Annotated in this window: 22 protein-coding genes and 1 pseudogene; 15 read left to right on the plus strand and 8 right to left on the minus strand. The window is 53.6% G+C overall.

Annotated features, from left to right (window positions below; translation table 11 throughout):
• Positions 1-190 precede the first annotated feature (190 nt).
• From PV764_RS12510 to PV764_RS12570, 13 genes are all read left to right on the plus strand, one after another.
• Positions 191-637: a hypothetical protein gene (locus PV764_RS12510; RefSeq protein ID WP_154329515.1), complete on the plus strand. Its 447-nt coding sequence runs from the start codon at positions 191-193 to the stop codon at positions 635-637.
• A 14-nt stretch (positions 638-651) separates the two neighbouring features.
• A complete protein-coding gene (locus tag PV764_RS12515) occupies positions 652-1,263 on the plus strand; it encodes a hypothetical protein (protein ID WP_421116726.1) in 612 nt (203 codons plus the stop codon).
• Between the two features lie 43 nt (positions 1,264-1,306).
• Positions 1,307-2,125 carry a hypothetical protein gene (locus tag PV764_RS12520; protein ID WP_421116727.1) on the plus strand — a complete coding sequence of 273 codons (819 nt, stop codon included), beginning with the start codon at positions 1,307-1,309 and terminating at the stop codon, positions 2,123-2,125.
• A 16-nt stretch (positions 2,126-2,141) separates the two neighbouring features.
• A complete protein-coding gene (locus PV764_RS12525) occupies positions 2,142-2,684 on the plus strand; it encodes a hypothetical protein (RefSeq protein ID WP_062167816.1) in 543 nt (180 codons plus the stop codon).
• On the plus strand, positions 2,684-5,494 hold the full coding sequence (locus PV764_RS12530) for a type IV secretion system DNA-binding domain-containing protein (RefSeq protein WP_421116728.1): 2,811 nt from the start codon (positions 2,684-2,686) through the stop codon (positions 5,492-5,494). The genes PV764_RS12525 and PV764_RS12530 overlap by 1 nt, the downstream gene beginning before the upstream one ends.
• A gap of 103 nt (positions 5,495-5,597) precedes the next feature.
• Entirely contained in the window at positions 5,598-6,104 is a 507-nt protein-coding gene (locus PV764_RS12535; RefSeq protein WP_421116729.1) for a hypothetical protein, read from the plus strand.
• A 406-nt stretch (positions 6,105-6,510) separates the two neighbouring features.
• Complete coding sequence (locus PV764_RS12540; protein ID WP_421116730.1) at positions 6,511-7,122, plus strand: hypothetical protein; 612 nt, start codon at positions 6,511-6,513, stop codon at positions 7,120-7,122.
• Positions 7,119-7,748, plus strand: coding sequence for a hypothetical protein (locus tag PV764_RS12545; protein WP_421116731.1), 630 nt, complete (start codon positions 7,119-7,121; stop codon positions 7,746-7,748). Before PV764_RS12540 ends, PV764_RS12545 begins: the two co-directional genes overlap by 4 nt.
• A 478-nt stretch (positions 7,749-8,226) precedes the next feature.
• Positions 8,227-9,591, plus strand: coding sequence for a type IV secretion system DNA-binding domain-containing protein (locus PV764_RS12550; RefSeq protein WP_421116732.1), 1,365 nt, complete (start codon positions 8,227-8,229; stop codon positions 9,589-9,591).
• 91 nt (positions 9,592-9,682) lie between these two features.
• Positions 9,683-12,505, plus strand: coding sequence for a MobF family relaxase (gene mobF / locus PV764_RS12555; RefSeq protein ID WP_421116733.1), 2,823 nt, complete (start codon positions 9,683-9,685; stop codon positions 12,503-12,505).
• A 61-nt stretch (positions 12,506-12,566) separates the two neighbouring features.
• Positions 12,567-13,073, plus strand: a complete 507-nt coding sequence (locus PV764_RS12560) for a hypothetical protein (protein ID WP_421116734.1) — start codon at positions 12,567-12,569, stop codon at positions 13,071-13,073.
• A 106-nt stretch (positions 13,074-13,179) separates the two neighbouring features.
• Positions 13,180-13,377 (plus strand): hypothetical protein, encoded by a 198-nt coding sequence (locus PV764_RS12565; RefSeq protein ID WP_421116735.1) that lies wholly within the window; start codon positions 13,180-13,182, stop codon positions 13,375-13,377.
• Complete coding sequence (locus PV764_RS12570; protein ID WP_421116736.1) at positions 13,374-13,871, plus strand: type II secretion system protein; 498 nt, start codon at positions 13,374-13,376, stop codon at positions 13,869-13,871. The genes PV764_RS12565 and PV764_RS12570 overlap by 4 nt, the downstream gene beginning before the upstream one ends.
• An 18-nt stretch (positions 13,872-13,889) precedes the next feature.
• Here PV764_RS12570 and PV764_RS12575 read toward each other — a convergent pair whose 3' ends face one another.
• From PV764_RS12575 to PV764_RS12605, 7 genes are all read right to left on the minus strand, one after another.
• Entirely contained in the window at positions 13,890-14,318 is a 429-nt protein-coding gene (locus PV764_RS12575; protein WP_421116737.1) for a hypothetical protein, read from the minus strand.
• 155 nt (positions 14,319-14,473) lie between these two features.
• Positions 14,474-16,519, minus strand: coding sequence for a YadA-like family protein (locus tag PV764_RS12580; protein ID WP_421116738.1), 2,046 nt, complete (start codon positions 16,517-16,519; stop codon positions 14,474-14,476).
• Positions 16,516-16,890, minus strand: a complete 375-nt coding sequence (locus PV764_RS12585) for a hypothetical protein (RefSeq protein ID WP_421116739.1) — start codon at positions 16,888-16,890, stop codon at positions 16,516-16,518. The genes PV764_RS12580 and PV764_RS12585 overlap by 4 nt, the downstream gene beginning before the upstream one ends.
• Before the next feature lie 112 nt (positions 16,891-17,002).
• Complete coding sequence (locus tag PV764_RS12590; RefSeq protein WP_421116740.1) at positions 17,003-17,521, minus strand: hypothetical protein; 519 nt, start codon at positions 17,519-17,521, stop codon at positions 17,003-17,005.
• A 76-nt stretch (positions 17,522-17,597) separates the two neighbouring features.
• On the minus strand, positions 17,598-19,757 hold the full coding sequence (locus PV764_RS12595) for a fimbria/pilus outer membrane usher protein (RefSeq protein WP_421116741.1): 2,160 nt from the start codon (positions 19,755-19,757) through the stop codon (positions 17,598-17,600).
• A complete protein-coding gene (locus PV764_RS12600; RefSeq protein ID WP_421116742.1) occupies positions 19,757-20,383 on the minus strand; it encodes a fimbria/pilus periplasmic chaperone in 627 nt (208 codons plus the stop codon). Before PV764_RS12600 ends, PV764_RS12595 begins: the two co-directional genes overlap by 1 nt.
• A 112-nt stretch (positions 20,384-20,495) precedes the next feature.
• Positions 20,496-21,389 (minus strand): M15 family metallopeptidase, encoded by an 894-nt coding sequence (locus PV764_RS12605; RefSeq protein ID WP_421116743.1) that lies wholly within the window; start codon positions 21,387-21,389, stop codon positions 20,496-20,498.
• 156 nt (positions 21,390-21,545) lie between these two features.
• Between PV764_RS12605 and PV764_RS12610 the strand changes: the two are divergent.
• Together PV764_RS12610 and nhaA are read left to right on the plus strand one after the other, a co-directional pair.
• Positions 21,546-22,028: pseudogene (locus tag PV764_RS12610) on the plus strand (chloride channel protein); the annotation flags it as partial.
• A gap of 444 nt (positions 22,029-22,472) precedes the next feature.
• Positions 22,473-23,645 (plus strand): Na+/H+ antiporter NhaA, encoded by a 1,173-nt coding sequence (gene nhaA / locus PV764_RS12615; protein WP_421116744.1) that lies wholly within the window; start codon positions 22,473-22,475, stop codon positions 23,643-23,645.
• A 76-nt stretch (positions 23,646-23,721) separates the two neighbouring features.
• On the opposite strand, the gene PV764_RS12620 is transcribed toward nhaA, so the two are convergent.
• Positions 23,722-25,698, minus strand: a complete 1,977-nt coding sequence (locus PV764_RS12620) for a BCCT family transporter (protein ID WP_421116745.1) — start codon at positions 25,696-25,698, stop codon at positions 23,722-23,724.
• Positions 25,699-25,722 lie beyond the last annotated feature (24 nt).

Below are 25,722 nucleotides of genomic sequence, written 5' to 3' on the forward strand. Positions count from 1 at the left end.
CGCTGACCCCCGCGCGCCCTGTGTAGAGCCTCTGAGAGCTTTTCAGCGCAAGGATTAAAAGAAGCCCCCGGTGAGGGGCTTTTTTAACGCCTTCGATTCACCGCAGCATCTTTCGCTAAATAATTTTAAGCAGACCCCTTGCCAATTCACGGAATCGCCTTACGGTCAATTTATGCCAAACGGAGAATTTATGAAGCTGATCAAAAGAAATGTATTACTTGAGAGTGATCAATTGAGATCACTCAGCGCAATGGCAATTCGGAAAAGAACAAGCGTCAATGAGTTGGTGCGACTAGCTGTCGATGGACTGTTGAACGATCAACTGTTCAACGAGCTCCATGAAAAAACAATGCAAGAGCTTAGGAGCTTTGCTGGTCGCGAGGAAAAGCGACTAACAGAGGTTCGTAGAGAACTTCTTGCAGATCTAAGTGCAGGAGTCCAGGCAATGAACGAGGCATCCGAGCGGCACATCGAACGAAGCACTGATCTGACTAAGGCCTTTGTTCGCAATCTTTCAGATGCATTGAACGGTGAGCCGATCCAAGAAAAAGCGATGCCGGCAGTGAGGTCGAGCCGAGAAATATTGAATGGGATGCAGAGTCAAGGCGTCACCAAAACTAATAACAACCCTAACTAACAAAGGAGATATAAATGAACAAACTAAAATTAACGATGATCGCAATGCTTGCTGCCTCGCTCACTGGATGCGCCACCATCGACCAACTTGCCGGTGGAAGCGCATCTCCGATCAACAAAGGCACAGTCGCTAAAGGTGCAGGAATTGGCTGTGCAGCGGGTGGGGCGCTCGGGGCCATTTTCGCAGGCAAAGACGGTGCGCTGAAAGGATGTGCGGCGGGCGGATTGATCGGTGGAGGCTTTGCTTACAAGCAAGAGCTCGCACGAGCCAGAGAAGCCGCAGATGCAGCTCGCCTGGCAGGCATGAAAGCAACAGTGGGCGTGAAGACCGAGACCTCTGCTGATGGGAAGGCTACGGAAAAATTCCAAGGCCTAGTGATCGAGTATGACCCCGCATCGGTGGTCAAGCCTGACGACAAGACCAAAGCCTTCTTCGATAAGCTCGGCACGATCTTGAAGTCTTCAAAAAATGAGCTGACTGTTCGAACCGAAGGTGGAGCAGGGTGCTTGGCTGTTGTCGGCGAGTTGAACGGACGCAATGCTTTGACTAAGCACAAGCTCGACAACCAGTGCGGCAAAGTTCCGACTGACCGCATCTTAGTCTCTCCACTGCCGGAGCTGAAATAAGTGGAGCCCTTCGGGGCTCTTCTTATCTCAAAAGGAGATCAAGATGAGTATCAGTGATTACGAGCGAAGAAAATTATTGGAAAAAGCTGCAAAGCTTAAAGCTGAAAAAGAAGACGGGTCATCTTTTCCAACTCCTCTAAACTTGCAGCAAGTTCAAGATCGGAAGATGGATCAGCGCTTGGAAAAGACCCAGGTCGCGGCCAAGGCCACTGCACAAACCACGACCAAATTTGCCAAAGAGCTTGCGGCCAAGACTGCCAAGCTTGCCCAGGAACAAGCGCAGCGGGGCAAAGCAAAGGCAGGTGCATGGAAGCAAGCACAGGATGCGAAGCGAGCAGAACAGGAGGATGGTAAGCGGATCCAGAATGCTGAGCTTGATCGGGAAGAGCAAAACCCGGCCATCGAGAACACAGCTGTTGCCAATCCCCAAGCGCTATCGAAGCCCACTTTCAAGATCCTGGCTTCCATAGCAGTCTTCACCGCTCTTTCAGGAGCAGGTGTATGGTTCTGGACTCAGCACGAGAGCGAGAAGACCCCTGAGCTGCACCAGGTCGATGTGCCTTCCCCACTGCCTGTTGCGCCAGCACCTCAGGTCCAGGAAGCGCCCAAAGCATCTGAGCCCGTCCAGGTCATAGAGCCTGTGCATGAGATGTCTGTGACGCCGAGTGTCGAGGAGCAGCCAAAGTCGGTTGAACCGAAGCTCCAGAAGGTAGACCGATCACCTGCACCCATTGCGATTGTTCGCGCACCCAAAAAACGTTCAGAGATGCGACAACAGATTGAACAACCCAATACAAAGGGAAGTGATTGGGTAGACAAAGCTAACAATGATCTCGATCACTTCGCAGAACAATTAAAATAAAAAAAGCGCAGCCTTCGTGTTGCGCTTTTTGCTTTTTGGCTTATTGCTGATCTACCACTCAAAAAAACAGGAGATCAGTGTGTTCGAAAGTCTATTCCGTCAATTCAGAACAAAGGTCAAGAGCGCAGACGGCTCGCGCTGGATGCACCTTCATGGAAGGTTGCTTATCGGAAGCGTTGAAAGCAAGGGTCTGGGTCCGTTGCACCCCGATGTGATTCGCACCTACTACTACTTCCACAAAGACCGCTACCCGCTGGACGGGGTCATGACTCAGTCGGGATGGGGACGAGACTGTCAAAGAGCCGACATACGTCGACGAGTCGAGGCCAGCTATGTCGGTGTCTATGCGTGCTTGCTTAGCACAGCCCTCATCACTGCAATGCTATTTGCTTTCATGATGATGATGGGCCTGGGTTCTCTCGGAAGCAAGGTAGGTAGCGCGGTCGGTCTATCACCTTCATATGCGGCGTGCAAAGCGCAGTATCAGAAATCAATCGAGACTGGATCAGATGTAAATCCGAAGTGCCAAGAAGTTATGGAAAAGGCGGGTGAACTATGATGCCCTCCATATTCCAAGTTCTGAGCGTTCTCGGAAAAATTCCGGGGTTGAAGCGATTTGTTGATGTTGAAGCGTCAATACAAGAGCGCACCAATGAAGAAATTCATGAAGTGGTCGGCGCATTCGATGACTTCGTTAAAGTCCCAAGCAACATCCTGGTAGATGTCAATGAAGAAGATCAGGCCATTGTAGAAGCATATGGGGCGATTCAATTCCCTGATGGGTCCTGGCACGTAAGCGATGATTTGAAGCATTCGAAGGATCTTGAACCGTGGATGCCTGACGCCACTGACGACATGATCGTTCGCTTTGAAAATTCTAAGATCACGCGCTCTGGCAAGCCGATGGACGGCGTAGTGCTACCTCAAGACACGATCACTGGATCCGTCTCCTCAGCGATGCCATTGATGTTCGCAGCGCTTCCCGTTATCGCTTGCGTAGCCTTCATTCTTAGTCGTTTCTTCGGAGCTTATGGATACCTGGCTCTTCTTGCAGCAGTGCCATATCTAAAAGCTATTCGTGTTGACAAGTCAGCCTCTCATGCCATTGGTTCTTTCTTCTGCTTGCTGGTCGGACCACTATTTGTTGGCATCCAATCGTTGGGCGATGAGCGCGTGGCAGCCTTAAGAAGTCTCCTGTTCGGGCCGGGTTTGATTCCGATGGGAATAGCGTTCTTGGTTGTCGTTACCCTCACATTTGCTTGCTGCTATTTCAGCAGCAAGCAGGGAACCAAGCATGAGAAATCACTCGACCTATTCGCGAGAGCGTTGAAGGTCGAAGTCTCATTCGTTGTCTATGCCGTGGCTGTTTCGCTTCTTCCCGCACCATTGAGCTTGATCTTTATCTTTGCAGTGCCGAATTTGTATTGCATTCGCTACACACAGATTGAGCGTGAAACTCGCACGTCTGAGACATCGTCAAACAGCAATCACTTCACAATCGGACGTCATGAGAAGACTGCTCGCGGAATGATGAAGAAGCAGTGGATCGCCCAGGCATTGCGTGCGCTTAACGATAAGTCGCCGCTCATCCCACTGGGAAAAGCCACTGGCTTCTTGTTCAACAAGATGTATCGTTTTGCGCCAGTCCCAGGAAAAATGCTTGTGGCTTCTCTAAAGGACACCTCTCAGCACATCCTGGTGATCGGCAAGTCTGGTGGCGGCAAGACCTTCTGGCTTCGAAAAATCATGGCCTTGGTCAAGTTGACTAAATGGGCAGGAGCCATTGTCGGTGACGGAAAAAACGTGCTCGTTCGAGAAGTAATGAGCTTGATGGATATCGTGATTGAGCCTGGCATCAACCTATCTCTAAGCCAAGGAATGAACGCTCAACAGTTGGTCCAAGCGTTCAGAGAGTTGAAGCGCAAAGGCAAAATGTCGGAGGACGAGAGCAGCTTCTGGACAAGCATGGGTTTCATCGTCTTAGAGCACGTTGCCATGATTGTTGAAGCGGCATGCGAAGCTGAGAAGTTTGTTCGCACAAACACGGCGCTGCTGATCTCAGACGAAGAACAGCAATTGATCAAGTTCACTGCAATTGAGCGACTGGCTGAGTTGGAAGGTGATCAAGAGCGATTAAAGCATGCAAGAAATGCGATTGCAGAGACCAATGCAAATATCCGCAAGTTGGAAGCATCTTTGAAACAGCCGCGCTCGTGTTATTGGACAATTGGTCAGATCCAGCGCTTCTTAAACGTGGTCAATCAGATCAAGCAAACGGAAAAAGGGTTCGAGCTCCACGAAGAGTTCCGGGGCGCGTTCGACTTCATTGAAAAATCTGGCTATCTGAATGTGGCGGATGCAGCCAACCAGATCAAAGGGTCAGTCTCGTATTTCGCAAACATCTGGGCAGTGATGGCACCTGAAACCCGCACCAGCATCACCTCGAACATCGACAACGCCTTGAACGACGTCTTCCGTGGGCGACACCTCAAAAACGCGGATGGCGTTTTATGGGCGGACACAGAGACAGGCATCGACTTTCAGGGCGTATTGACCGAAAAGCTCTGGATCGGTGTCAACTTGCCAACCATGGTCCATGGCGTGGGTGGACAGATCACAGCGGACATCGTTCGGATGCGCGTTTACAACCTGATCAAAAATCGCCCTATCAATTGGGCTGACCTTGAAGGGCACAATCCAGTATTTAACTTCATCGATGAGGCTCAGTCTGTGATCGGTGAAGCGGAGCGTGACTTGATCGCAATGGCGCGAAGCTTGGGTTGCTACTTCGTTTTCTTGACTCAGAACATCAGCTCGTTCCTTGCGAATTTCAGCGAGCATGGTGCACACAACTTGTTCGAACTCTTTGCTACCAAAGTTCTTATGCAGAACGAGAGTTCTCATAGCACCTACAAGTATTTCCAAGAGATGTTAGGGAGGGCAAGACTCACGCCCTACAAGACTGCATCAGTCGGGATCAACAACCAGGCAATGCTCCAACGCTACGCCAACAGCGCTCTGGTTGATCCCGAACATCCCGATGCTGTCTTCATGCAGAAGCTGAGAGAGAAGGGAGTCGGCGCGATCCAGAACTCCTATGTCCACTCCGCTCCCAGACAAATCGATGTTAAGGATGCGGCCCACCGCTTTGAAGACGTTGCACGAATCAAGAACTTTGATCTTGAAACAGTGCAGGGCACTGAGTTGTCTTGGGTGATGGACGATGACGACTTTGCCAACACGCTGTTCCAGGGCCAGGCATTGATCGTCGTGTCGCGCGCCGGTTCGACGCGAACAGAGATCTGTGAGGTCGGAGGACTAGAGGCAGATCAAGTGGAGGATTTCATGAGAGAGAACAGTAGGGCCTGATTGCTCAGTCTCCATAGAATTAGCCCCGAGCAATCGGGGCTAATTGCTTTACAAGATCCCAAACTGCCTTATGTTGGTTTTACCCCAATTATGGAGACCATTCATGACAAGTTTTGCAGAAGCACAAAAGAGGCGCAACGAGTTCTACCAGAACAATCCTGGTCCACAGGCCACAATGACTGATCAGGTCAAGTCATTTAAGCAAGAAGAGCACAAGATCAATTCACAAGCGGGCGATGCTCTGAAAACTGAACTCACTTCACTTTCCAAAAGCGCCGATCCAGAGCTACTGAAATCGAAGGTTAGTCAGGTTGATTTCCAAAGCAAGCTGTCGGTCTATCGCTCTGACCAAATTGAAGAAATCATACATGCGCAAACGCAGAACGCGGAGCGCGTGTCACGCAGTCAGAACAACGACGGCTATCAGAAGCAGTTCATCAACCGAGATGGCATCGACGAAGAGAAGCAACACGAAGAGAAATTCAATGCCTTCATGCGTGAGAAGGGCCGCGTTCCTGTCGAGGGCGAGATGGAGAACTTCACTGCCAAGCCAACGATCACTCAGTCTGAAAAGCCCTGGGAGCAAAAGCCCAAAGCACAGTCCATGTAAAAAGAGGCCCTTCGGGGCCTTTTTCTTATACCTCCATCGCTTGACATTATTCTTTTTGGGCTTTTACTGAACTAGCCGATTGAGGTCAATACAAAAAAGGAGATAACTCATGAATTCAAAAGAGCTGATCAAAGAGCTAAAAGCGGACATCAGAAAATACAAATTAGAATCCAACTCAGATCTTGTTCATTGGTTTTATGTGAATTACATTGATCTAACGACCAGTGATATGGATTTCAATAGGTGGCGTTTCCTAAAGCTGTCTGACAACTGTAACGCCAACAGGAGATCCCAGGACGATGTTCTAAGGCTGCTGTCATCGAGAGTTGATCTTGTCAATGTCGATTTCTAATCAAAAGGCCCTCCGGGGCCTTTTTTATTTCCGATTAATTGACAAGTAATAGATATGGCCTTTGTATTGAGGGTAACTCAAATACTCGGAGATCCAGTGATTACTATCTTAAAGCGCACTCCTGTTTTTAGTCGTGAACTGATTGCAATGCAGGCGCGCGGAAATCCATGGCAAGTCTTGCTTGTCAATGTTGCTAATTCCGTGAACCTGCACAAGGTGGGCGTGCCGGTAAATGAAGACATCAGCACCTTCACTTTCAAGCACTACTTGTCGATGCTCGATCATCCCAGCGAATGGATTGGCGATCATCGCTATGATTCATCTCGATATGTTGATGAGCTCATCAGGTTGATCGGCAGAGCGGACCTAAATGCCCGCTTAAGCAATGGTCGCAATCTCATGGACGTTCTTACGGCTGAAAATCGCTACCAGTTGTGGAAGTCAGTTAGTGAAGGCATCCCTGACCTGGCAATAAAAGCCTTCAACCATGGTGCAAATGCATCACCTGAGGCCGCGAAAGCTATGATTTTGCCGATCTATTGGATGGTGAACCCGGAGCACATTGACTACGAATCAGATCATCTGAACTCGATTATTGATCGCTCGGCGTTGGAGGCAGAAGTGCCGAAATCTCAAGTGGCTGTTAAAAAGCCTGTGCGCTTATGAAGAACATCCTTAAGAGGTTGCTTAGTGCGCGCAGGGCATCCAACTGGGGCGGCTTTTGGATCCTTCGTCATAGTCATGACGAACGGCTGATCGACGTCATGGGTGGTTCGAGGCAGGTGAGCTGGCGTGGGCCCGAGAGGGCGCTTGTCGTTGAGGGTCTCGCCGAAAAGCTGTCAATGTGCTGCCCGGAGCTACATCCCGAAGAAAAGGACATCGAGTTAGCCGAAATGGCTGCCAAGTCCCAGCATCAGGGCCCTGAGTCCTGCTTGTTCCGTGAAATGAGGGATCTGGTCGTTGATGGTGCCAATCCCGAATTTTTGACTGAGCAAGGCAGCTACTTGCAACTGCTCATGCGTTATTACTCCATAGCGCGTTCGCTTGAGCACGAGTATGACGCGGATGTTGTTGGGGACCTACTGCTCTGCCTGTCAAAGATCGATAGCCTCGATGTCTCCTCCGGGAATGCGGATCTCGTCGTCGCCTTACTGAATTGCGAGAGTCTGGCAGGGTCACCGTTGATCACTGCTGACGATGTCAGGTCGTTGGCTGCAAGCAATGATCGAGCCGCTCTTGAACGATCCACTTTGCATGTGTTGGCGCAGCCACAAGCTTCCAGGCGTCTATGAAGGCTGCGGTCTACAACACGTTCGGCAAGGTCCCGAACTCCATCCCGCCTAGCCAACCCGTTCGCCGGGTTAACCATGCCGTAGCCCTGTTCCTGATCTTGATCCTAACTGCCTATCCAGGCCTCACCTGGCTCGCCTGGCAGCTGCCTGATAGCCCACTGACCCCGAGCCTGTCCTTTGACCTGGTGGGGGCTCCTGCTGCCATCCTCAACAAGCTCACTTTTGGGACTGTTTATCCAACTAGAGCACATGAATACGTCAGCCTCATGTGGGAACCCTGGAAGGTCTGGATTCGTGTTGGCCCATCACTGGCCGTCAGTCTGGCAGTGGCAATGTGGGTAGGTGCAAAGGCGCTGGAACCCCGGTCCAACACTTGGCATGTATCGGGCCCAAGGCTCCTGGAAGGGAGGGAGGCGATCCGAGAGGCACGTCGCCGGTCGATGACGCCGAAGCAGATCACGGAGGATGGATGGCTAGGATGAGCTTGAAGCTCCACCCAGAGTTGCACCTACCCAAGTCCCACTGGTCACGACACGTCCTAATGCAGGGCTCAGTGGGAAGCGGCAAGACCCAGATCCTCTTGCCTATCATTGAGCAGATCATCCGGGCGGATCATAAGCTGTTTTTGTTCGACACGAAGGGCGACTTCACGAGCTACTTCCGTAAGCCCATCATTGTTTGTCCCTTCGATGAGCGGTCGTATTATTGGGACATAGCGGCTGACTGTCGCTATCCACTGCAAGCCGCGATGCTTGCAGAGATCCTCATCCCTGGGAGCCCTGATCAAAAAAATGGTGATTTCTGGTCGATGGCAGCAAGGCAGCTGCTCGTCGCTGCTATCCGATCCCTGCAAGTGGAAAAGCCCGGCGTGTGGACATGGACTGATTTGGCATTGCTTAAAAATCAGTCCGCTGAGGCGATGCTTCCAATGATCCAGGAGCACTTTGCTTCTGCGAGTAGCTTGGTAGAGAACACGGAGAGCCAGACCACAGCCTCATTGCTGTCTACGCTTGTGGCTCAAACCAAGATGATTGATGACCTCGCAATGGCCTGGCCCGTGCGCAAAGAGAATCGCCGCTTTGCCATCACGGAATGGGCTCAGGATGGCTATAAAGGACGCAAGCAAGTCATAGTGCAAAGCGGGCGAGAGGAGGGCATGACGAAGGCTTACATCAGCGCTTTGGTCAATCTTGCAGTCCCTGAGATCATCTCGCCCAAGCTCCCAGATGCGGAGAAGGATCGCTTCATCGGTTTCGTGTTCGATGAGTTGGCATCGGCTGGCAAGATCAACATCGGTCCATTGATTGACAAAGGCCGAAGCAAAGGAGTGGTCTTCATAGGGTGCTATCAGAACATCGCCCAAGTAGCCCAGGTCTATGGCGATAAGTTCGCCGAAACGATGTCGTCTATGGTCGGCACCCACATCATCTGTCAGTTGCAGATCGGTGAGACAAGAGAGAAGGCCGCTCAGCAACTTGGCAAGCATCGTGTTGCGTATCGAACGCATGATGAGAAGGCCGCAGTGCACGAAGAGAGCAGGGCGCTGGTCAGCCCGGGTGAGCTTACGGACCGCCTTGGCCCGCGCAAAGGCAAGCAATATGGCCCGCATGGATTTGGGGTGAAGGCAATTGTCCAGATGGGGGGTGACCCACTACTCCTAGACTTCCCCGGTGTCGTCATGAGGACCAAGCGCCCAGGTCAAGTTCCAGCGCGATGGATGACTCAACCTCACCAGCGCAACAACCTAGCCATTCCCGGACCTACCCAGGCTGCATCTCTTAGCGCTCAGCCAAAGCGGGTGGGGATGACGAAAGAAGAGATCGATCAGTTCTTTCGAGAATGATGCAAAGCATCCACACCCAACCACGTCCTTTGATCTTGACGTTTGCTCTGAATGCCTTTGACTGATCACATCACATTAGAGGAGATCAGACTTGATTCCAATCACCGCACTTACAGCGCAAGGCAGGAACAAAGACGGCAAGGCAGTCGTTGAATACCTGCTCGCTACCGAAGGCTTGATTCGCTACTACAACGGCGAGACTCAAGAGATCTCGGCGTCATATTGGGGCGGAAAGCTCGCGCATGAAATGAAGCTCGCTGGCGTTGCTGTGGATGGTAAGCATATGCTCTCTCTATGCGACGGATTTCATCCTTTCACTCATGAACCGCTTTGCCAGAATGCTGGCGAAAAGCCGGTCCTAAAGCCAAAGTTCGATGCGAAGGGTGCTCCGCTCTGGGACGAGGATGGCAACCAGGTCATGATTGAGCAGGGCGGTCATCGTGTTGGTTATGAGCTGACGTTTAGTGCGCCAAAGTCATTGTCTACCGTGTTTGCTCTGGCAGATCAGGATGAGCGAGAGAAGATACTGGAAGTTCAACGCAGGGCTGTCGAGCGGGCCTTTGTCTACATCGAAAGCAAGGTCGAGACCCGGCGTGATCAAGGTGGCAAGACTGTCATCCCAGTCGATGGATTGATCGTCTCTTTTCATCAGCATCTAAGTTCAAGGAATCTGGACCCTCAGATTCACACCCATGCGCTTGCGTATGCCGTTGCGAAGGGGGTCGATGGGAAGTGGGGCACATACGATAGCTACGAGATTTTCGCTCATCGCAAAGCGGCTGATGAGATCTACAAGAACGAGCTCGCTGCGGGCTTGAAAGCCTTGGGTTACAAGATTGAACAGCACGTCGAGGTCAATGCCCTGGGCGAGAAGACGGGTGTTCGCACATGGGAGATTCCTGGCACAGAACGGCTTTCAAAGCTCTGGTCAAGTCGTCGCGAAGACATCTTGAAACATCAGCAAGAAAATGGCGGGACGATGCAGCAAGCGTCTCTTGCAACACGCAAGCACAAGGATGAACCCACTTTCCTTGAGCTGGTTGAAGCCTGGAAACAGGATGCTATTGAGTTGAAGAAGCAGCACCCCGAGCTTCTGACGACCGTTACTGAGATCAAGCGGCAGGAGATCACCAGGGAGTTCGTCCCTGCTACTGACGAAGAGATCTTGGAGCTTCTCCACGAGAACGAAGCAATCTTTGATGAAAAAGAGCTCCGTTTTCGGTTGGGACAGGCTAACTCGGGAATGATCGACTCAATTCAGCTGGACGCCATGGTGCCGGACTTCATACAGCGCAACAATCTTGTTCGTGTGTGCCCTGAGCGAATCCACACGGACGACATGGGCTCAACCTTAGCTCGCCGGCATACAGAGCAGCGCTTTGCAGCACCCTGGATGGTGTCGATGGAGCAGGAGATCCTCCATAAGACTTTGAGTCGCGAGGGCGAGATCTCCCAGCACATGCCGCTCGATAAGCTTAACGACGCCATCCAAGCCTTCGAAGCCGCAAAAGGCTTCCAGATCAGTCCAGAGCAGCGTGAGGCAGTTGAGCACCTCACCATCAATACAGGGGGCGTGGGCGTGCTCTCCGGGCTTGCTGGAACAGGAAAGACAACAGTGAGCCAGATCTATGCAGAGGCCTTCAAAGCCGATGGGCGCACCGTGCTTGGAGCCTGTGTTTCGAACGAGGCGGCCGAAAAGCTTCACCAGGAATCGGGCCTTGTGTGCACTAGCGTTGCCAAGCTGATCAGTGATTTGGGCAAGTCCAAGCTCAAACTGACGGATAAGCACGTCGTCGTCCTGGACGAGGCAGGAATGGTGGACAGCCGCCAGACTCGGGACCTGATGGCCTATTGCCAAAAAGCAGGAGCAAAGCTCATCTTGCAGGGTGACCAGGAGCAAATCCAACCGGTGGGTGCGGGCTCGGGCATGTCCATTGCAAAAGAGGCAATTGGCGACGCAAAGCTCACGGAGATCCGCCGTCAGAAGAACGCACAGGACCGACATACAGCAGGGCTTTTCTACAACTACGGCGCTGATGGCAAGGTCCGAAACGCAGACAAAGTGCAGTCACGCGGTGACATCATTGAGAAGAGCAAGAAGATCTTTCAAGCGCTTGCAGACAACGGCCAGGTAGACGAGTGGGCAACTGCTGAGCAAGCCAAAAAGGCTTGTATCAAAGCCTATTTCAACAGTTCTGCACCTACCCAAGAGCGTCTCATTCTTGCTCACTCGAACGAAGATATGCAGGATCTCAATCGACGGGTTCGGCAGGAATTGAAGGCACGTGGTCAGGTAGACAAAGAGGACTGCACGTTCCGATCTATTGGCAAAAATAAGGTGTTTCGTGACCTTACGTTGAGCCGGGGTGATCAGGTCATCTTCAACGTCAAAGACGAGGAACTTGGAGTGATCAACGGAACGAAAGGCACGGTGAAGAGCATCAAGCGGGGCAGTGCTGGCGGGGTGAGCCTTGGCATTGAGATCGAGCGCAACGGGGTCACGAAGACGATCCGCTTTGATTCGCATGAATACAGTGCTCTTGATCTGTCCTACTGCTCGACGATCCACAAGGCCCAAGGGCAAGGAAAGACCGATATCTTCCATCTGGGCCACTCCGGGATGACCGACAACCAAAGCGCCCTGGTGGCTTTTACCCGGCTGACGAAAGGCAGCTACACCCTGTTTGCCGACTCGATGAGCCTCGACCAGATCAAGGGAAAGCTTGGGCAGCAGCGGCTCAAAGAGAACGCCATCGCGGTGAAAAAGCCCATGCGGGCGAAGCAGCCGGACCTGAAAAACGAGTTTGAGCAGCTGGGTCAGCGACTGGGGCAAAAATTGAAGGTCAATTCCGGCTTCGTTGAGCGTTTGACCGCTCGTCGGATTAGGCAGGCTAGGATGGCGTTAACACGTTGATTCTGCTCTAGATATGGTGCAGCATTCCCTTGCCGGGATTGGCCTGGTCAAAGGAATGGACATGAGCTTTCTTACCAAGTTCTCCAACATCTTGAACCAGCAAAACAAGGAGGCGGTCGATCAAGGACTCGATAGCATCCATGGCGACCAAGTCGCTCACCAGGCCGACCGGGCCCGGGACTATCGGGGACAGGCCCGCACTGCACAGTTCGAGAACGTGCAGCTTGGCATCAACTTGGGCAACGCCACGAGCGAGCTTGAAATCACCAAGAAGGCGCTCTTGAAGTCCAAGTGCGAAACTGTCCGGATGCAGGGGTTCGTTGAGAGCTACGCAGCGGCGATGTGTGTCATGAAGGATGTCATTGAAGACCTCCGTCGCGATGAGTCCGAACTCCGTGGGCTTGATGAAAAGGCTTTTGCACAAATGCTCAACGACGCGGTCGAGCAGATGCGGATGTCAGCCGAAGGAAAGAAGGTTGGCCGAGATCGCGTTTTCCATTTTGTCGAAGGCTGTGAGTTCACCAATCCTGACGGTGGCTTTATTTTTGAGTATCCTCATTTCATCTAATAGATCCGTGCTTCACCTTGACCGCCTTCGGGCGGTTTTTTTTGTCCATTCATTGACAAACGTGTGATCTGGCTTTTGATGAAGAGAACCATCAAAGGAGATCGCCATGAAAAACATTCCACATCCACTTTTGCTCGCAGCCGTTGTGGCGAGCTTCGTCACAATGCTCGTGCTCTGGCCGAACTATGGAGCAACGGGCACTCAGCTCTCTGCATACATGGCATCAGCTGTCCTTGCACTGACCCTATGCCTCATGCGCTTCAAAAAGATCATGGTTGCAGAACGGGCAGGAGCGAAGAGATGAAGTCTCGCGGCTTTGCACTCGTCGAGCTCAGCTTGGTCGTGGGTCTAGCTACCATCGTAGGCCTCGCTGCCTGGATGGTCTTTGGCCCAACTTCCGCTGGCACTAGGATCCAACAGGAGACGGCGAGTCTTACCCAACTGGCTGACACCATCGCTGCGGACTTCGCCGTCGCAGAAGGGCGCTACCAAAGCGTCAATGCAGCAAACGCCGTTGAGCGCAAGTTGGCACCGTCAGCCTGGGTAGACGGCCAAGGTCTTCACTCTCGGACCCTTGGCAACATCGAGCTTTCAACCCTCAATGCAGGGCAGGGCTTCCGAATCACCGCGACTGCAGTCCAGGCGAACCTTTGCCTAGGGCTGGTGCAGAGCTCTGTCAGGGCGTTTTCGGAAGTCCACGTCAATGGCGTGCTGGTTTACTCTCGCCGTTCTCTCAATCACGGTGCGTTGGCCGAGAGCTGTGCTGAGGGTGGCGAAGTAGCATTTGACCGCAGCTAGAACACAAAAGCAGCAATCCTATTTGCGGCCTGTGGTGAAATAGTTGTCAGGACTGTTTGCCCCTCTGCACGTCCGTGATACATCAATAGATCGCTGTGAGTTAGCAAACCCGTGCCTGAGCTTGGCTAGCCTATCAGCGGCCCCCTCGAAATATGCACTAGCCAGGAAGTAGTCAGCAGCTGCCTCTCTCGCCAGACGCTTGCTATCGAGTGACGCACTGACACACAACGAATTTTCGGTGTGCTTTTCAGCGTAATCGCTGACAATCAAGCTCTCTTCAAAAGCTTGCTTCGTTTGTAATCTGAGTCTCGGCAGATCGCGTTTCATCTGTTCAATGATTTTGGGGGACGGGCCGCTTTGAAATTTGAGCTGATTGCTGTCTTTTACGTTTTCAGCGTTGAAAAAGATGGCTAACACCAGTGGTAGAAATAATAGATACAGCTTCATCAGGGCCTCCTTTGTAATTGAGTAGTCCTCAGTCAAAGGTGATCTGGGCTGTTGTCAATGCTTCTGCGGGGAAAAAGATGGGGGCCCCCCTCACTCAAAAAGGGAGCCCCCGCCTGGGAAGAAGGAGATCGGATCTCCCCAGGTTTGAACAATTATTAGCGGCCGAGGTTGACTGAGATGCCAATACCACCCTGCATGGATCCGCCACCCATCCCTTTGGAGAAGCCTGCCGACAAGTTGACCCTGTCACTCACACGGGCCTTCCAACCGACAGCCACAGCAGCTTTGTTGCCATAGAAGCCAACGCCGGCTGTCGCATGCACTTCGCCGATGACGCCAGAAGTCTGGGCACCCATCATGCTTGCGAATGCTGCGGACTGCGCCCCTTGGATCTTGACCTCACGTTCCAAATTTCCGACGCGCCGTGTGGTGTCTTCCCAACGATCCGACCACTGTTGCTGCATGTCATAGAGCTGGCCTCCATTGATCGCATCGGTGGAACCTTGGCTGATAGAGCCGTTTCCGACGCCTGTCACCCGGTTGCCACCGGCATTGATTCCCTCACCATTGATGATGGTCTTGGCTACCTTGATCGATCCTTCTTCGCTCAGCTCGACTTGATCTGAAAGGCTCACAGTAGTGCTCCCATCTACTTGCGTCTGGACTTCGATGTTCTTGCCAGCTGCCACATTGGCCGAGCCGTTTTTCCCATCTTGACCTGGATCGCCCTTATCGCCTTTGTCGCCCTGAGCTCCTGTCTCACCTTTCTCGCCCTGCGGTCCAGGAGTGTTGGATCCACCGCCACCAGGTGCGTTCTCCAAGCCTGTCACCCGGCCATCCAGGTCTGCCAGCGCATCGCCGACAGTGTTGTAGCTCGCACCGCTCAGGAAGTTGAAGCTTGGAGCTGTGATGGTGTTCGTGACCGCGTTGTAGTTGGCACCGCCACCTAGGTAGCTGGTGGTCGATGAGAGAGCGCTTTGGGTATTGGTGACTTGGACCGCCACACTGTTGAGCTGACCCATGTTGACTGCGTCATTCTCGCCTTGACCACTAGCAATGTTCGTCAGCCGGACAGGCTGACCTGCGGCGCTGCCAAAGCTCGCGGTCATTGACTCAGTGCACGATGCGGAATAGCCGATGGCGATACAGTCCTGGCCGGCCTTAGCGTAAGCACCCAACGCCACCGACGCGTCGCCTGCAACGGTTTGATGTCCACCCGCAAAGGCAGAATCACCCGCAGAACTGAGGCTTCCGATGACCGTTGCCCCGTAGGCGGACGCGCCACTATCAGCGCCAATTACAGTGTTGTATGTGCCGGTTGCCTTGGCCCCGGGACCTGCTGCTACGACCGACTGACCTGTGGCTTGTGTGGTGTCTGAACCATCAGAGACAGGGGATGTCGCCTTGAAATATGGTGAGGCCGATCCACTGCTTGGCTTGTTGTCCAGGGCGGTCAAGGCAGCTCCGACAGTTGTATAAGTGCCGGTCGAAAGAGCGTAGCTTGGAGCGGTGAAAGCACCGTTCGTGAAGCTCGCTCCACCGCCCAATGATGCAGCAAGTGGTGCAATCTGGCTCACGATCACTGCGTCATTTGCAGCTTGGCCAGCTGCGACATTGACGATTCGGCGACGCAAGCTGCTGTCACCCACAGAGACAGTATTTGCACCGCCATCCGTCGAGCCGTGGCCTAAGGAGACGGCATTTTGGGAGGACGCTTCGCCACCAATAGCGATTGTGCGGGCGCCAGTAGCTTGACCGCCAATGGCGATTGCAGAACCGAACACGCTGCCGTTTGCGACCGCACCAGATCCGATGGCAATGCTCGAAAGCGTCGAAGCGTTAGCGTTGAACCCAATGGCTACTGCGGTAGTCGTTGCCTGCGAGAAGTTGCCAATGGCAGTTCCACCATAGCTTGATGAGGTTGTGTCACCAATGGCAACGCCTCCATAGGTGTTGCTTGACCTGTTACCGAGGACCGTTGCTGTTCCGGTCTCCATGCCGTTTGCTAGTGTCCAGGCACCCACCCAGGCGGTTGCACCGTTTCCGAGAACGAGGCAGCCCGCATAAGCGTTCTGTGCACAAGTGGCTGCCTCGGTTCCCTTGATGTAGATCTGATCTCCGACTGTGTCAGCAATGGCCGGATGGGCGAAGGCTGCAAGTGCGAACGACAGCGCAAGTGAGAGTTTGCGGAAGGCATTCATTGCTTCACCCCACAAACAAACATAGGGCCAGGCACTGCGCTGATTTTTCCGGCTTTGTCTGGCTTGGAGATCACGACTTCTTGGAAGCTCGCTCCTTTCTTTGATGCGAAGGAAACGGAGTAGCGCCCGTCTCTGCCTGTGCGTGCTTCCGCTACGGGAGACGTTCCCTGATTTGCTCGAATGACGATATGCGCATCAGAGACCAGTTCATTGGCAACAATCAGTGCGCCTTCGACTGTGCAAATGCCGTTTTGAAAGGTGACTGTTGGCTTGACGGCCGCATTGAATGCTTGAGGATCAACTGTTGTGATCACTGTTGCAAAGGCTGGTGCCGATAAAAGGGCAAGTAGTGGGATAAATAATCTAAACACTGGATCTCCGTTTCGTTGAGTTGCCTTCAACAAAACAGAAAAAATCTAAAGCGCAAGACGTTGATCACAAAAAAACCGCCCGAAGGCGGCTTTCTTTTCTGGCGAGATGATCTCAGTAAGAAATCGTGATTTGACGTTCAGCCGTGTAAGTGCCAACGGCTGCATACGTTGCGTCAGTGTTGACAGTGATGCGAGTGCTAAACACTTGCTCCGCGCCAGTCCCCACAGAGCTCAATGCGGCGTTGTTTGCAGTGGTGCTAAAAGGTTGCCAGTTCGACGGACCGCTCAGGCCAAAGCTTGCGCGCGCCTTGATCTCTTTGGATGTGGCGGCGTCAGTCATCACAAAGTTGCCGGACGCGTCGGCGGTATCCATCTCAACCGTGTAGGGGAGGTCTTTGTTGCAGGTGACAGTCAGATCTTGGATCGCAGAGAGCGCAACAATAATGCTTCCTTCATCTTTGTCTCCCAGCTGCATGAAGACATCTTGCGGGATGGCCATGGTGCAGATCGCTGCTTGAACGGCAGTGACGTTCATTGTCTGAGTGTCAGTTGCAGCAAAAGCCGGATTTGCCGCTGCCATTGCCATGCCAAATGCTAAGCCAGTAGCAATAGTAATTTTATTCTTTAACATCGATTGATCTCCTTCATTGATAAGCGGAATTGCTTAGGATCCAATCGAAGCTAAGGCTAATTTAAAATTGCGCAAGTCATTCGCACTGAATTTGCACAAGATCTTTGTCGTCCTTATCGATGGGAAGGACACCACTGCAAGTGACGCTATCTGTTTTGATCGTGATGCCCCTGCCAGGGTTGTAGGTGGGAAGGAATATTCGGCCGTCATCTGCGATTGGAACTTCCAAGTCGTCTGCGACCGCGACCCCCGAACCACGCACGATCTTCCCTTGGAACATCGCTCGCAGTTCTAGCGGTTTGGTGTAAGAGACTGCGAAGGTCACTTTGCTTCCAAACAAGCGCGTTGGCGTCGTTGTCTGGGTCCGTTGATTGATCTGTGCATCGAGAGGCAAAGAGCTTACGTCTAGGCCAACGTTCGACGTTCGATAGGCGGACAGGGGGAACAATGCGTAACCGCTCTTATTTGTGACTTGGTTCGAGCCATTGGCGTTGAGCTTCGCATCTGATGTATCAGCAACTTCGACGAGAGCAAAGGAGCGGCTGAGAGTGCGGCCAACAAGTGCTCCACCTTCGCCCAGCCAGACTGAGCCTTCATAGCGGCCTGACAGGCTCGTTTGACCATCTCGAGTTGTGGACTGTGCTTGGAAGCGCCCTGAGCGGGTGTCGAGCCCGGCATTGGCGTAGGAGCCTGCATCAGAGGACCCAACTCCATAATTGATCCTTCCGGCTTTGCCATTGAATGCCAGGCTCTTGTGGTCATCACTGAAAGACATGCTCGCCCGCTGTCGGGCACCAAACTGACGGGTGTAGAACACATAGAAGCCGCTCTCATCGCGGTCTCGATAGAGCTGGGCGCTCAGGGTGCTCTTGGCACCTGAGTAGCGCCCGATGAGGCTCAGGCGTTCGTTCTGAGCTCCCGTTGAGTAGATGTTCGAAGACCAGGACAATCCAACTTGTAACGGGCGATGGGTGTATGAGAGGCTCGCCAAGTTGCTTCTGGTGATGACAGATCCGCCGCGCCATTGGTCACTGAGCTGCCAGCTGTCCGTAGAGCGCTTTTGAGTCTGGGCGTTGATGGACCAACTGCGTGTCTGATAGCTGTATCCAGCGGAGTAGGACAGGGCGTTTTGCCCATCTGATTGGCTTGCCAAGCTGCTTAGATTGAGGACACCAGCGGTTCCGAGGACGACAGTTGCATCCAGCCCCAGGTTCGCGTTCTTCCCCATCATTTGTGCAGAGGAACCGAGCGTAAGAAAAGGGCTCAGCCCCCTGCGGTAGAAGCCCGCGAGCGCAAGATCTCGGTAGTCGTTGCCAGTCGATCCGAAGCGGCTGAGACCGCCTGTCACAGCCCATTCGGACGCTCCAGGACGCAGGGCACGGTTGGTAAAATAGAAGTCACTCTGGATGATCTGCTCGCGGCCAAACTGGTCTCTCAACACGACAGACGACGAGTTCAAGCCATTGAGCATCGAGCCCTGCTCGATGGAGTAGGGGCCTTGATCCAGGTTGAGCTGGCGTTGCCTCTCATTGTTGAGATAGATCTCCGCAGTTGTCCGGCTATCCGCGATGCCGGCGATGACTGGGACGGGGTAGAGATCGCCCCTAAGCTCGCGCTCCGTGCCGACTTTGAAGCCCAGCAAATTCGACGTGGACGTGATGCCTAGCGTAGGCGTAAAGACATCCCCGATCTCCACCGAGAGCCCCTTCTTAAGGAGGTCCCTAGTCCAGGTGGTCAACCCTCGGGTGTTGGTAGAACCACCCGATTGAACGTTCAATTGCCCCGTGTTGATCAGCACACCACCTGCGAGACCTGTTCGCATGTCATAGCCCCAGGATGCTGCCCAGTCGCCTCGATAGGAGCGGATAATTGCCATGTCCTGGTTGATCAAGACGCCTCTTGGTGAAGGGTCTGCTTCGACAAGCACATCCACTGATCCAACAACCTGAGGCTTGAAATATTTGCCAGGCACTGTGAGAGCGACGAGCTGCTTCTCACCGTTCACTTCCACCCCGACACCGAGTGCTTTCATACTTTGGATAGAGGCGAAGTCGCCGACCAAGCCGTAGCTCTTGAGCTTTACGGATGGCACGAGCAAATCGCCGTCTTCGGTTGTTGCTGCTAGAAGTGCCTCATCGACGGTTTTGCCGTTGATCGCAATGGCATAGATGCTCTCAGCACCATATGAATTCGAACACCAAAGAAGAGGGGCTAGCGCAAAGGCGCGCCAGGCCATTACTCAATCACTAGCTCAGTAGCGACGCCATTGATCAGCGCTCTGACTGATGTCGCGTTGCCCTTGGAGATGATCATTTCTTCGCCCGGGAGCAAGTAGCCGACCAGACCATCACGACGATGGCTGCCATAGTTGAGGTTCGCGATCTGGGCAGTAATCGGGCTTGCATTGCGAAGAACGATGGCTGATTCAGACGCTCTAGCGGTGACTGTGGCTCTATCAGATGCACGCCAAAAAAGGGGGAAGTTCATGTTGAAGACGGGCTCAATCCCAGTCGTCTCCAGCTTCTTGACGTTCTTCTCTTTCACGACGACGCGATAAGCAAGCTCACTGCTGGATGTCTCGGTGTTGATGAAGCGGACCACTTGAGATTTGCCTGCTTCGAGATAGAAGGAGCTTGGAGCGAAACGGATAGCGTCAACTGGTGTGCGGGTCTGCTTTCCATCAACCAAGGTCCATTTAAACGCTTGGAGCTGGTATTCCTTCTTGTCATTCGACGTGTTGACGACAGTCAATGAGCCATTGTTCTTACTCGGGTTGATGGTTTGAGCTAATGGTGAGACTTGCATTGCAGTTGATGCAAATGGACAGAGCGCTAGTGCTGCGCTTAATAGTAGATATTTCATTGGATCTCCGGATTTTTTGAGTGTCCTTCACAAATAACCCGGGTCCAAAGATTGTCAAGCTGTGTGCAATAAAAAGCCGCAACGATGTGCGGCTTTGTGCTCTAAATTATGATTAAGAAAAAGAGTAACGATAGACGTCAAGCGCTGCCATGCATGCTCTGCTTTGGCTCTGAACAGTCCACCCCCACAAAGCAAATCGTTCCTTTCCCATTGCGATACAAGTTGCCTCCAAGCCCATTGGGCACCATGTCGAAATCAGCGCTCGTTCAAGAATTAGAGATGATGGTTCGCCAGTGCTCGCGGTGAACTTAGGTAGGGTTTGCCCGTGTCGTTTCGCCCATTTGGACTGACCACACTCGGCTTTCATCTCAACGTGCGGGTAGTCTTTTGGAGAAGTCCACCGGCCGCCCCAGTTCAATCCAAGAATTTCAGCCAGCTCGCCGAACCGCTGATATCCCGCTATGACATGAGGGTCGCTCAGATCCCAGCTCGGCTTTCCACCCACGTATACAGCGGCATCCAGGGCTAAGCCATAGTTGTGGCAGCTTGACCAGGCCCCAACACTGGTGACGCCTGATACTGACGCAAGCAGGGCGGCTTGTCGTTCCGGGCTTCGATATCCCTCTATAGGTCTCAGATCAAACCCTTCCGCTACCATCACCTCCTGAATTGCTTCGATCTTTTCTCTGAGATCAGGATGAACACCTTCCCGGATCCGTTCTTGGCCAGGATGGAAGAATCGATAGATCCGTCCACGTGGCTTCTTCTTTGATCTTGGTATTTCGGCTTGGAACGAGATGCTCTTTGACACGACTTCTCCATAGGAAGCAGGAGTTGAAGATCCATAAATGATGCCAGTTGATTTTTGATCAAAGAATTGAGCATGAGCTGTGCTCGGACTCACCAGGAAATTCGATGAAGTGAGTTTTGACCAATAAGGTTCTTGAGCAGCAAGAGCAGTTGTTGGTGCAAGGAGTATGAGTAAGCTAAAAAGCAGTTTGCGCATTGGATCTCCGGTTTTATTTGAGTGTTAATCACAAATAAGCCGGGATCACGAAATGTCAACGGTTATGGAATCAAATATTTGCTTGTCATTCGATTGTCTCTGCCATCTATCCGGGCGAGCGCAGACAGCCTCTTTAAATGGCTGTCTGCACAAAGAGGTGGGGCAACGACGTTCGGAAACGGTGCTCTTGGGGGGGTATGAGCAGTCAAGTTGTCTGGTGCAAGGCCACGCAGTAGCGGGCCACGATTTCGGGGCCATGAAGTTCGTCGCTAGCTTGGCATCCTACGTCGTCGGCATTCCGGGTGGCCTGTTTTCGCTAGCGCTTGCGATCGGGGCAGGAGTTGGTAATAACCTGTCGGTGCTAATGCCCTCCGTAGACCCGCGTGCATTAGTGGTGCTCGGTATGTGTGCCTAGCTGACCGGCTTGACGCAAGCCCCACTTACGTCGGCGGTGATTTCTCTGGAACTCACCGATTCCAATGGTATGTTGCTGCCCATCCTGGCCACGGTGCTATTGGCTCGCTGGTCTAAGGGCTCGTGTGCCATGTTCCGATCTATCGGGGTCTAGCCCAGCGCTTGACGCATATGAACGTGCTAAACGGTGATCATGTTCCGCAGAATCCTCAGCCGGACAAATGATGACCGCCTCGATGCAAAATGCGTTACACGCAAGGACTCATTAGCGAAAAAGGTAGGGGCGGTTTAATGATGTTTTGGGTGGATTGCCCCGTATTCAGTCCTTCCGCCGCTGAGGCAGCGCGATATCTGCTGTCTGAACACGGACAGCCCGTCCGACGGATAGGCGCTTGACCCTTGGTGTGTGGGCCGTAAAATTGACTTACGGCGTGTGCTGCGTGCGCCCGGGGTTAGGTCCCGATTACGGAGAACGACCTGTCGTTTTCCGAGTCTACGCATGCTGATACCCCAAAAGTTCCGACCATCTCGATGTCTCACAGCTCTCAAATTCTTGGGCTGGATGGCATCTCCCATACCTCGATCAACCATGAGCTGACGAACCATTCAGGTGCGTCGAGTCTGGTCGTGCCTGTCCGGTTTGTTCGCTCCTTGCTTTAAGGGAGCACGATGACAACCATAGACCGACCGCGCAGCATCTTTGCCCGCATGCTCGCTAACGAGGCATCTGCGGGTGTGGCACTAATGATGGCGTCGATGGTCGCCATCTTGCTGGCCAACAGTCCAGCAGCGGGAAGCTATTTTGCATTTCTGCATGCTCATGCCGGCCCGGCTCTCAGTGAGAAACTCGGGCCGATGACGCCGCATCTTTGGATCAACGACGGGTTGATGGCGATCTTCTTTCTTCTTGTGGGCTTGGAGATCAAGCGCGAGCTTATCAGTGGGCGGTTGTCCTCCTGGCAGCAGCGCAGACTACCGGCTGTGCCTGCGCTGCTCGGCATGGCGCTTCCTGCTCTGATCTTCCTGACCGCATCTCGGCACGAGCCCTCCCTGTCTAACGGTTGGGCCATTCCTGCGGCCACAGACATTGCCTTTGCGGTGGGGGTGCTGGCGCTTCTGGGGCGGCACGCGCCTCCCAGCTTGAAGCTCTTGCTGTTGTCGGTGGCCATCATCGACGACATGGGTGCAGTGGCAATCATTGCCTTGTTTTACACCTCTTCCCTCGACATCGGAGCTTTGGCGGCTGCAATCGGCGCGGGGCTTGCCATGTATGCGCTAAAGAGAAACGGTGTGGAACGGCTCTGGCCATACTTGGTTCTGCTCTTGGCCATGTGGTATGCCACGCTTCTTTCAGGTGTCCACGCCACGATTGCAGGCGTTGTCGGTGCATTTCTGATCCCCTACGGCGCCAGTGCTAAGTCGCCACTGGTTCGCTTGGAGCACGGCATTGCTCCTTGGGTTGGCTTCGTAATTGTGCCGATCTTTGGCTTTGCCAATGCCGGTGTGGATCTGTCTGGGATTTCGATGAGCGCCATTTTGGCCCCGCTGCCGTTGGGAATCGCTGCTGGGCTCTTCGTCGGCAAGCAAATTGGCGTGTTCGGAGGCGTTGCCCTTGCGGTCAAGACCGGGCTTGCTGAAAAGCCAGCGGGCGCATCATGGCTACAAATCTACGGCGTGAGTTTGCTCTGCGGCATTGGTTTCACGATGAGCCTCTTCATCAGCTCGCTCGCGTTCCCATTGGATCCTACGTTCGTTGAGGATGCCAAGGTCGGCATCTTGCTTGGATCGCTGCTTTCCGCGCTGCTGGGAGCGGTCGTCTTGAGGTTTGCACCCCGAAGCTAGAACAGGTTGCCGATCTGTATCTAAGGCATCTTGGCCCAAGTCCCGGCCAACCGAATCCGGTTGGCCGGGGCATTGATCAGCGAACGTGATCCAGGAACTGGCGGTGGCGCTCGTATTGGTCCAGCACATCGTGGATCAACTGCACCTTTGGCCAGCCCATAACGTCGTAGTCTTGCCCGCCTTCGCGCAGGTAGACCTCAGCCCGATAGTGGCGCGTGCCCTCGCTCACCGGGCGACGCGGGTCCTGCAACGCGAAGGTGGGCGGCTCGTAAGGCTGGGGACGCACCGAGTAGAAGAAGTCCATTTCCTCGCCATGGCCTACGCGAAGCCAGGCGCGCCCATCCTCCCCTTGGGTGACTTCAACCGGAAGATCCTGCTTGCGCAGCTCCACCGCGACCTCTTGGAGCGCGGGCAGCACCTGATCCTTGATGAAGCCGACGACCTCGATCTTGACGGGGTTATGCGCGAGCAGCTTAAGCCTGGCGCGCCAGTCATCGCTGGTGCCCGGAAGCAATCGTGCATCACGAGAAATCGAGCGCTTGGTTGCGTCCAGATGCATGGCTTTGAGAAGCCCCCAACACATCAAGATCATGACGATCGTAAAGGGGAGGGCGCTGGCAATAGTCGCAGCTTGGAGTGATTCAAGGCCACCTGCAATGAGCAGGGCAACAGCGATGCCACCAACCAGTAGTGCCCAGAAGATGCGCTGCCAAACCGGAGACTCTTCCTCGCCCTTGGAGGTCAGCATGTCTATGACCAGGGCGCCGGAGTCAGCGGAGGTGACAAAGAACAGTGCGACGAGGACAACGGCAAGCGAGGAGGTGATCATCGTCAGAGGAAGGTGGCGCAGGAACTCAAACAACGCCATTGAGCTGTCATCTGACACTGCCTTGACGAGCTCTTGAACACCTTCGGAGCGAACCATGAACAAGGCCGAGTTGCCGTAGATGGTCATCCAAAGGAACGTAAAGCCCAGCGGCACCAGCAAGACGCCAACCACGAATTCACGCACCGTGCGGCCTCGCGAAATACGGGCGATGAACATCCCAACGAAGGGCGACCACGCAATCCACCAACCCCAGTAGAACAACGTCCAGCCGCCAAGCCAGCCACTGGGCTCATAGGCATACAGGTTGAAGGTCATTGAGAAGAGCTGGGAGGCATACATGCCGGTGTTCTGGACAAATGCCTGCATCAGGTGGACCGTGGGACCGCAGACAAGCACAAATGCAAGAAGTGCCACAGCCATGATCATGTTGATCTCAGACAGGCGACGGACACCACTGTCGAGTCCCGCGACGACCGACCCCGTGGCCACCAGGATGATGATGCCGATCAACGACACCTGGACGAGGGTGCTCACTTCCAGGCCAAACAAGTAGTTCAGTCCTGAGTTGATCTGCATCACCCCGAGGCCAAGCGACGTGGCCAGGCCAAAGATGGTGCCAAGCGCTGCAAACGTATCGACCGCATGGCCGATAGGTCCGTGGATGCGTTCTCCAATGAGTGGATAGAGCGCTGATCGCACCCGCAACGGTAGGTTGTGGCGGTAGGCAAAGTAGGCCAGTGCCAGGGCAACAACGGCGTAGATGGCCCACGCATGCACGCCCCAATGGAAGAAGGTGATACGCATCGCCTGGCGAGCTGCCTCGGCAGACTCGGCCGTGCCTGTCGGCGGGGTGGCGTAGTGCATGATCGGCTCTGCCACCCCGAAGAACATCAGGCCAATGCCCATGCCTGCGGCAAAGAGCATGGCAAACCACGAGGCATAGCTGTAATCGGGGCGACTGTGGTCTGGGCCGAGCTTGATTCGCCCGTAGCCACTGATCGCGACACCGACCACAAAGACCAGGAAGCCTGCGACCGATAAGATGGTGAACCAGCCCGCGTCATTGGCGGTCCAGTTCTTGGCCGCTGTGAACCAAGTCGTTGCTTTTTCTGGAACGAAGACGGATAGCGCCAGCAGTAAAAGCACGATGGCCGCAGTGGGAATGAACACCTGCGGCAAGATGCGCTGGCGAACAGGAGTGGACGGCGGAGCTGGGCTCTGCATAAATTCCTCCGATTGATGATCGTT

The sequence above is a fragment of the Stenotrophomonas sp. AS1 genome (assembly GCF_048957655.1).
Classification (GTDB): Bacteria; Pseudomonadota; Gammaproteobacteria; order Xanthomonadales; family Xanthomonadaceae; genus Stenotrophomonas; species Stenotrophomonas bentonitica_A.

Coding starts and splice junctions, on each gene's coding strand:
- PV764_RS12510 (WP_154329515.1), top strand. CDS start 191: ATGAAGCTGATCAAAAGAAATGTATTACTTGAGAGTGATCAATTGAGA.
- PV764_RS12605 (WP_421116743.1), bottom strand. CDS start 21,389: ATGCGCAAACTGCTTTTTAGCTTACTCATACTCCTTGCACCAACAACT.
- PV764_RS12565 (WP_421116735.1), top strand. CDS start 13,180: ATGAAAAACATTCCACATCCACTTTTGCTCGCAGCCGTTGTGGCGAGC.
- PV764_RS12570 (WP_421116736.1), top strand. CDS start 13,374: ATGAAGTCTCGCGGCTTTGCACTCGTCGAGCTCAGCTTGGTCGTGGGT.
- PV764_RS12600 (WP_421116742.1), bottom strand. CDS start 20,383: ATGAAATATCTACTATTAAGCGCAGCACTAGCGCTCTGTCCATTTGCA.
- nhaA (WP_421116744.1), top strand. CDS start 22,473: ATGACAACCATAGACCGACCGCGCAGCATCTTTGCCCGCATGCTCGCT.
- PV764_RS12590 (WP_421116740.1), bottom strand. CDS start 17,521: ATGTTAAAGAATAAAATTACTATTGCTACTGGCTTAGCATTTGGCATG.
- PV764_RS12620 (WP_421116745.1), bottom strand. CDS start 25,698: ATGCAGAGCCCAGCTCCGCCGTCCACTCCTGTTCGCCAGCGCATCTTG.
- PV764_RS12580 (WP_421116738.1), bottom strand. CDS start 16,519: ATGAATGCCTTCCGCAAACTCTCACTTGCGCTGTCGTTCGCACTTGCA.
- PV764_RS12595 (WP_421116741.1), bottom strand. CDS start 19,757: ATGGCCTGGCGCGCCTTTGCGCTAGCCCCTCTTCTTTGGTGTTCGAAT.
- PV764_RS12530 (WP_421116728.1), top strand. CDS start 2,684: ATGCCCTCCATATTCCAAGTTCTGAGCGTTCTCGGAAAAATTCCGGGG.
- PV764_RS12545 (WP_421116731.1), top strand. CDS start 7,119: ATGAAGAACATCCTTAAGAGGTTGCTTAGTGCGCGCAGGGCATCCAAC.
- PV764_RS12550 (WP_421116732.1), top strand. CDS start 8,227: ATGAGCTTGAAGCTCCACCCAGAGTTGCACCTACCCAAGTCCCACTGG.
- PV764_RS12560 (WP_421116734.1), top strand. CDS start 12,567: ATGAGCTTTCTTACCAAGTTCTCCAACATCTTGAACCAGCAAAACAAG.
- PV764_RS12575 (WP_421116737.1), bottom strand. CDS start 14,318: ATGAAGCTGTATCTATTATTTCTACCACTGGTGTTAGCCATCTTTTTC.
- PV764_RS12540 (WP_421116730.1), top strand. CDS start 6,511: ATGGCCTTTGTATTGAGGGTAACTCAAATACTCGGAGATCCAGTGATT.
- PV764_RS12515 (WP_421116726.1), top strand. CDS start 652: ATGAACAAACTAAAATTAACGATGATCGCAATGCTTGCTGCCTCGCTC.
- PV764_RS12520 (WP_421116727.1), top strand. CDS start 1,307: ATGAGTATCAGTGATTACGAGCGAAGAAAATTATTGGAAAAAGCTGCA.
- PV764_RS12535 (WP_421116729.1), top strand. CDS start 5,598: ATGACAAGTTTTGCAGAAGCACAAAAGAGGCGCAACGAGTTCTACCAG.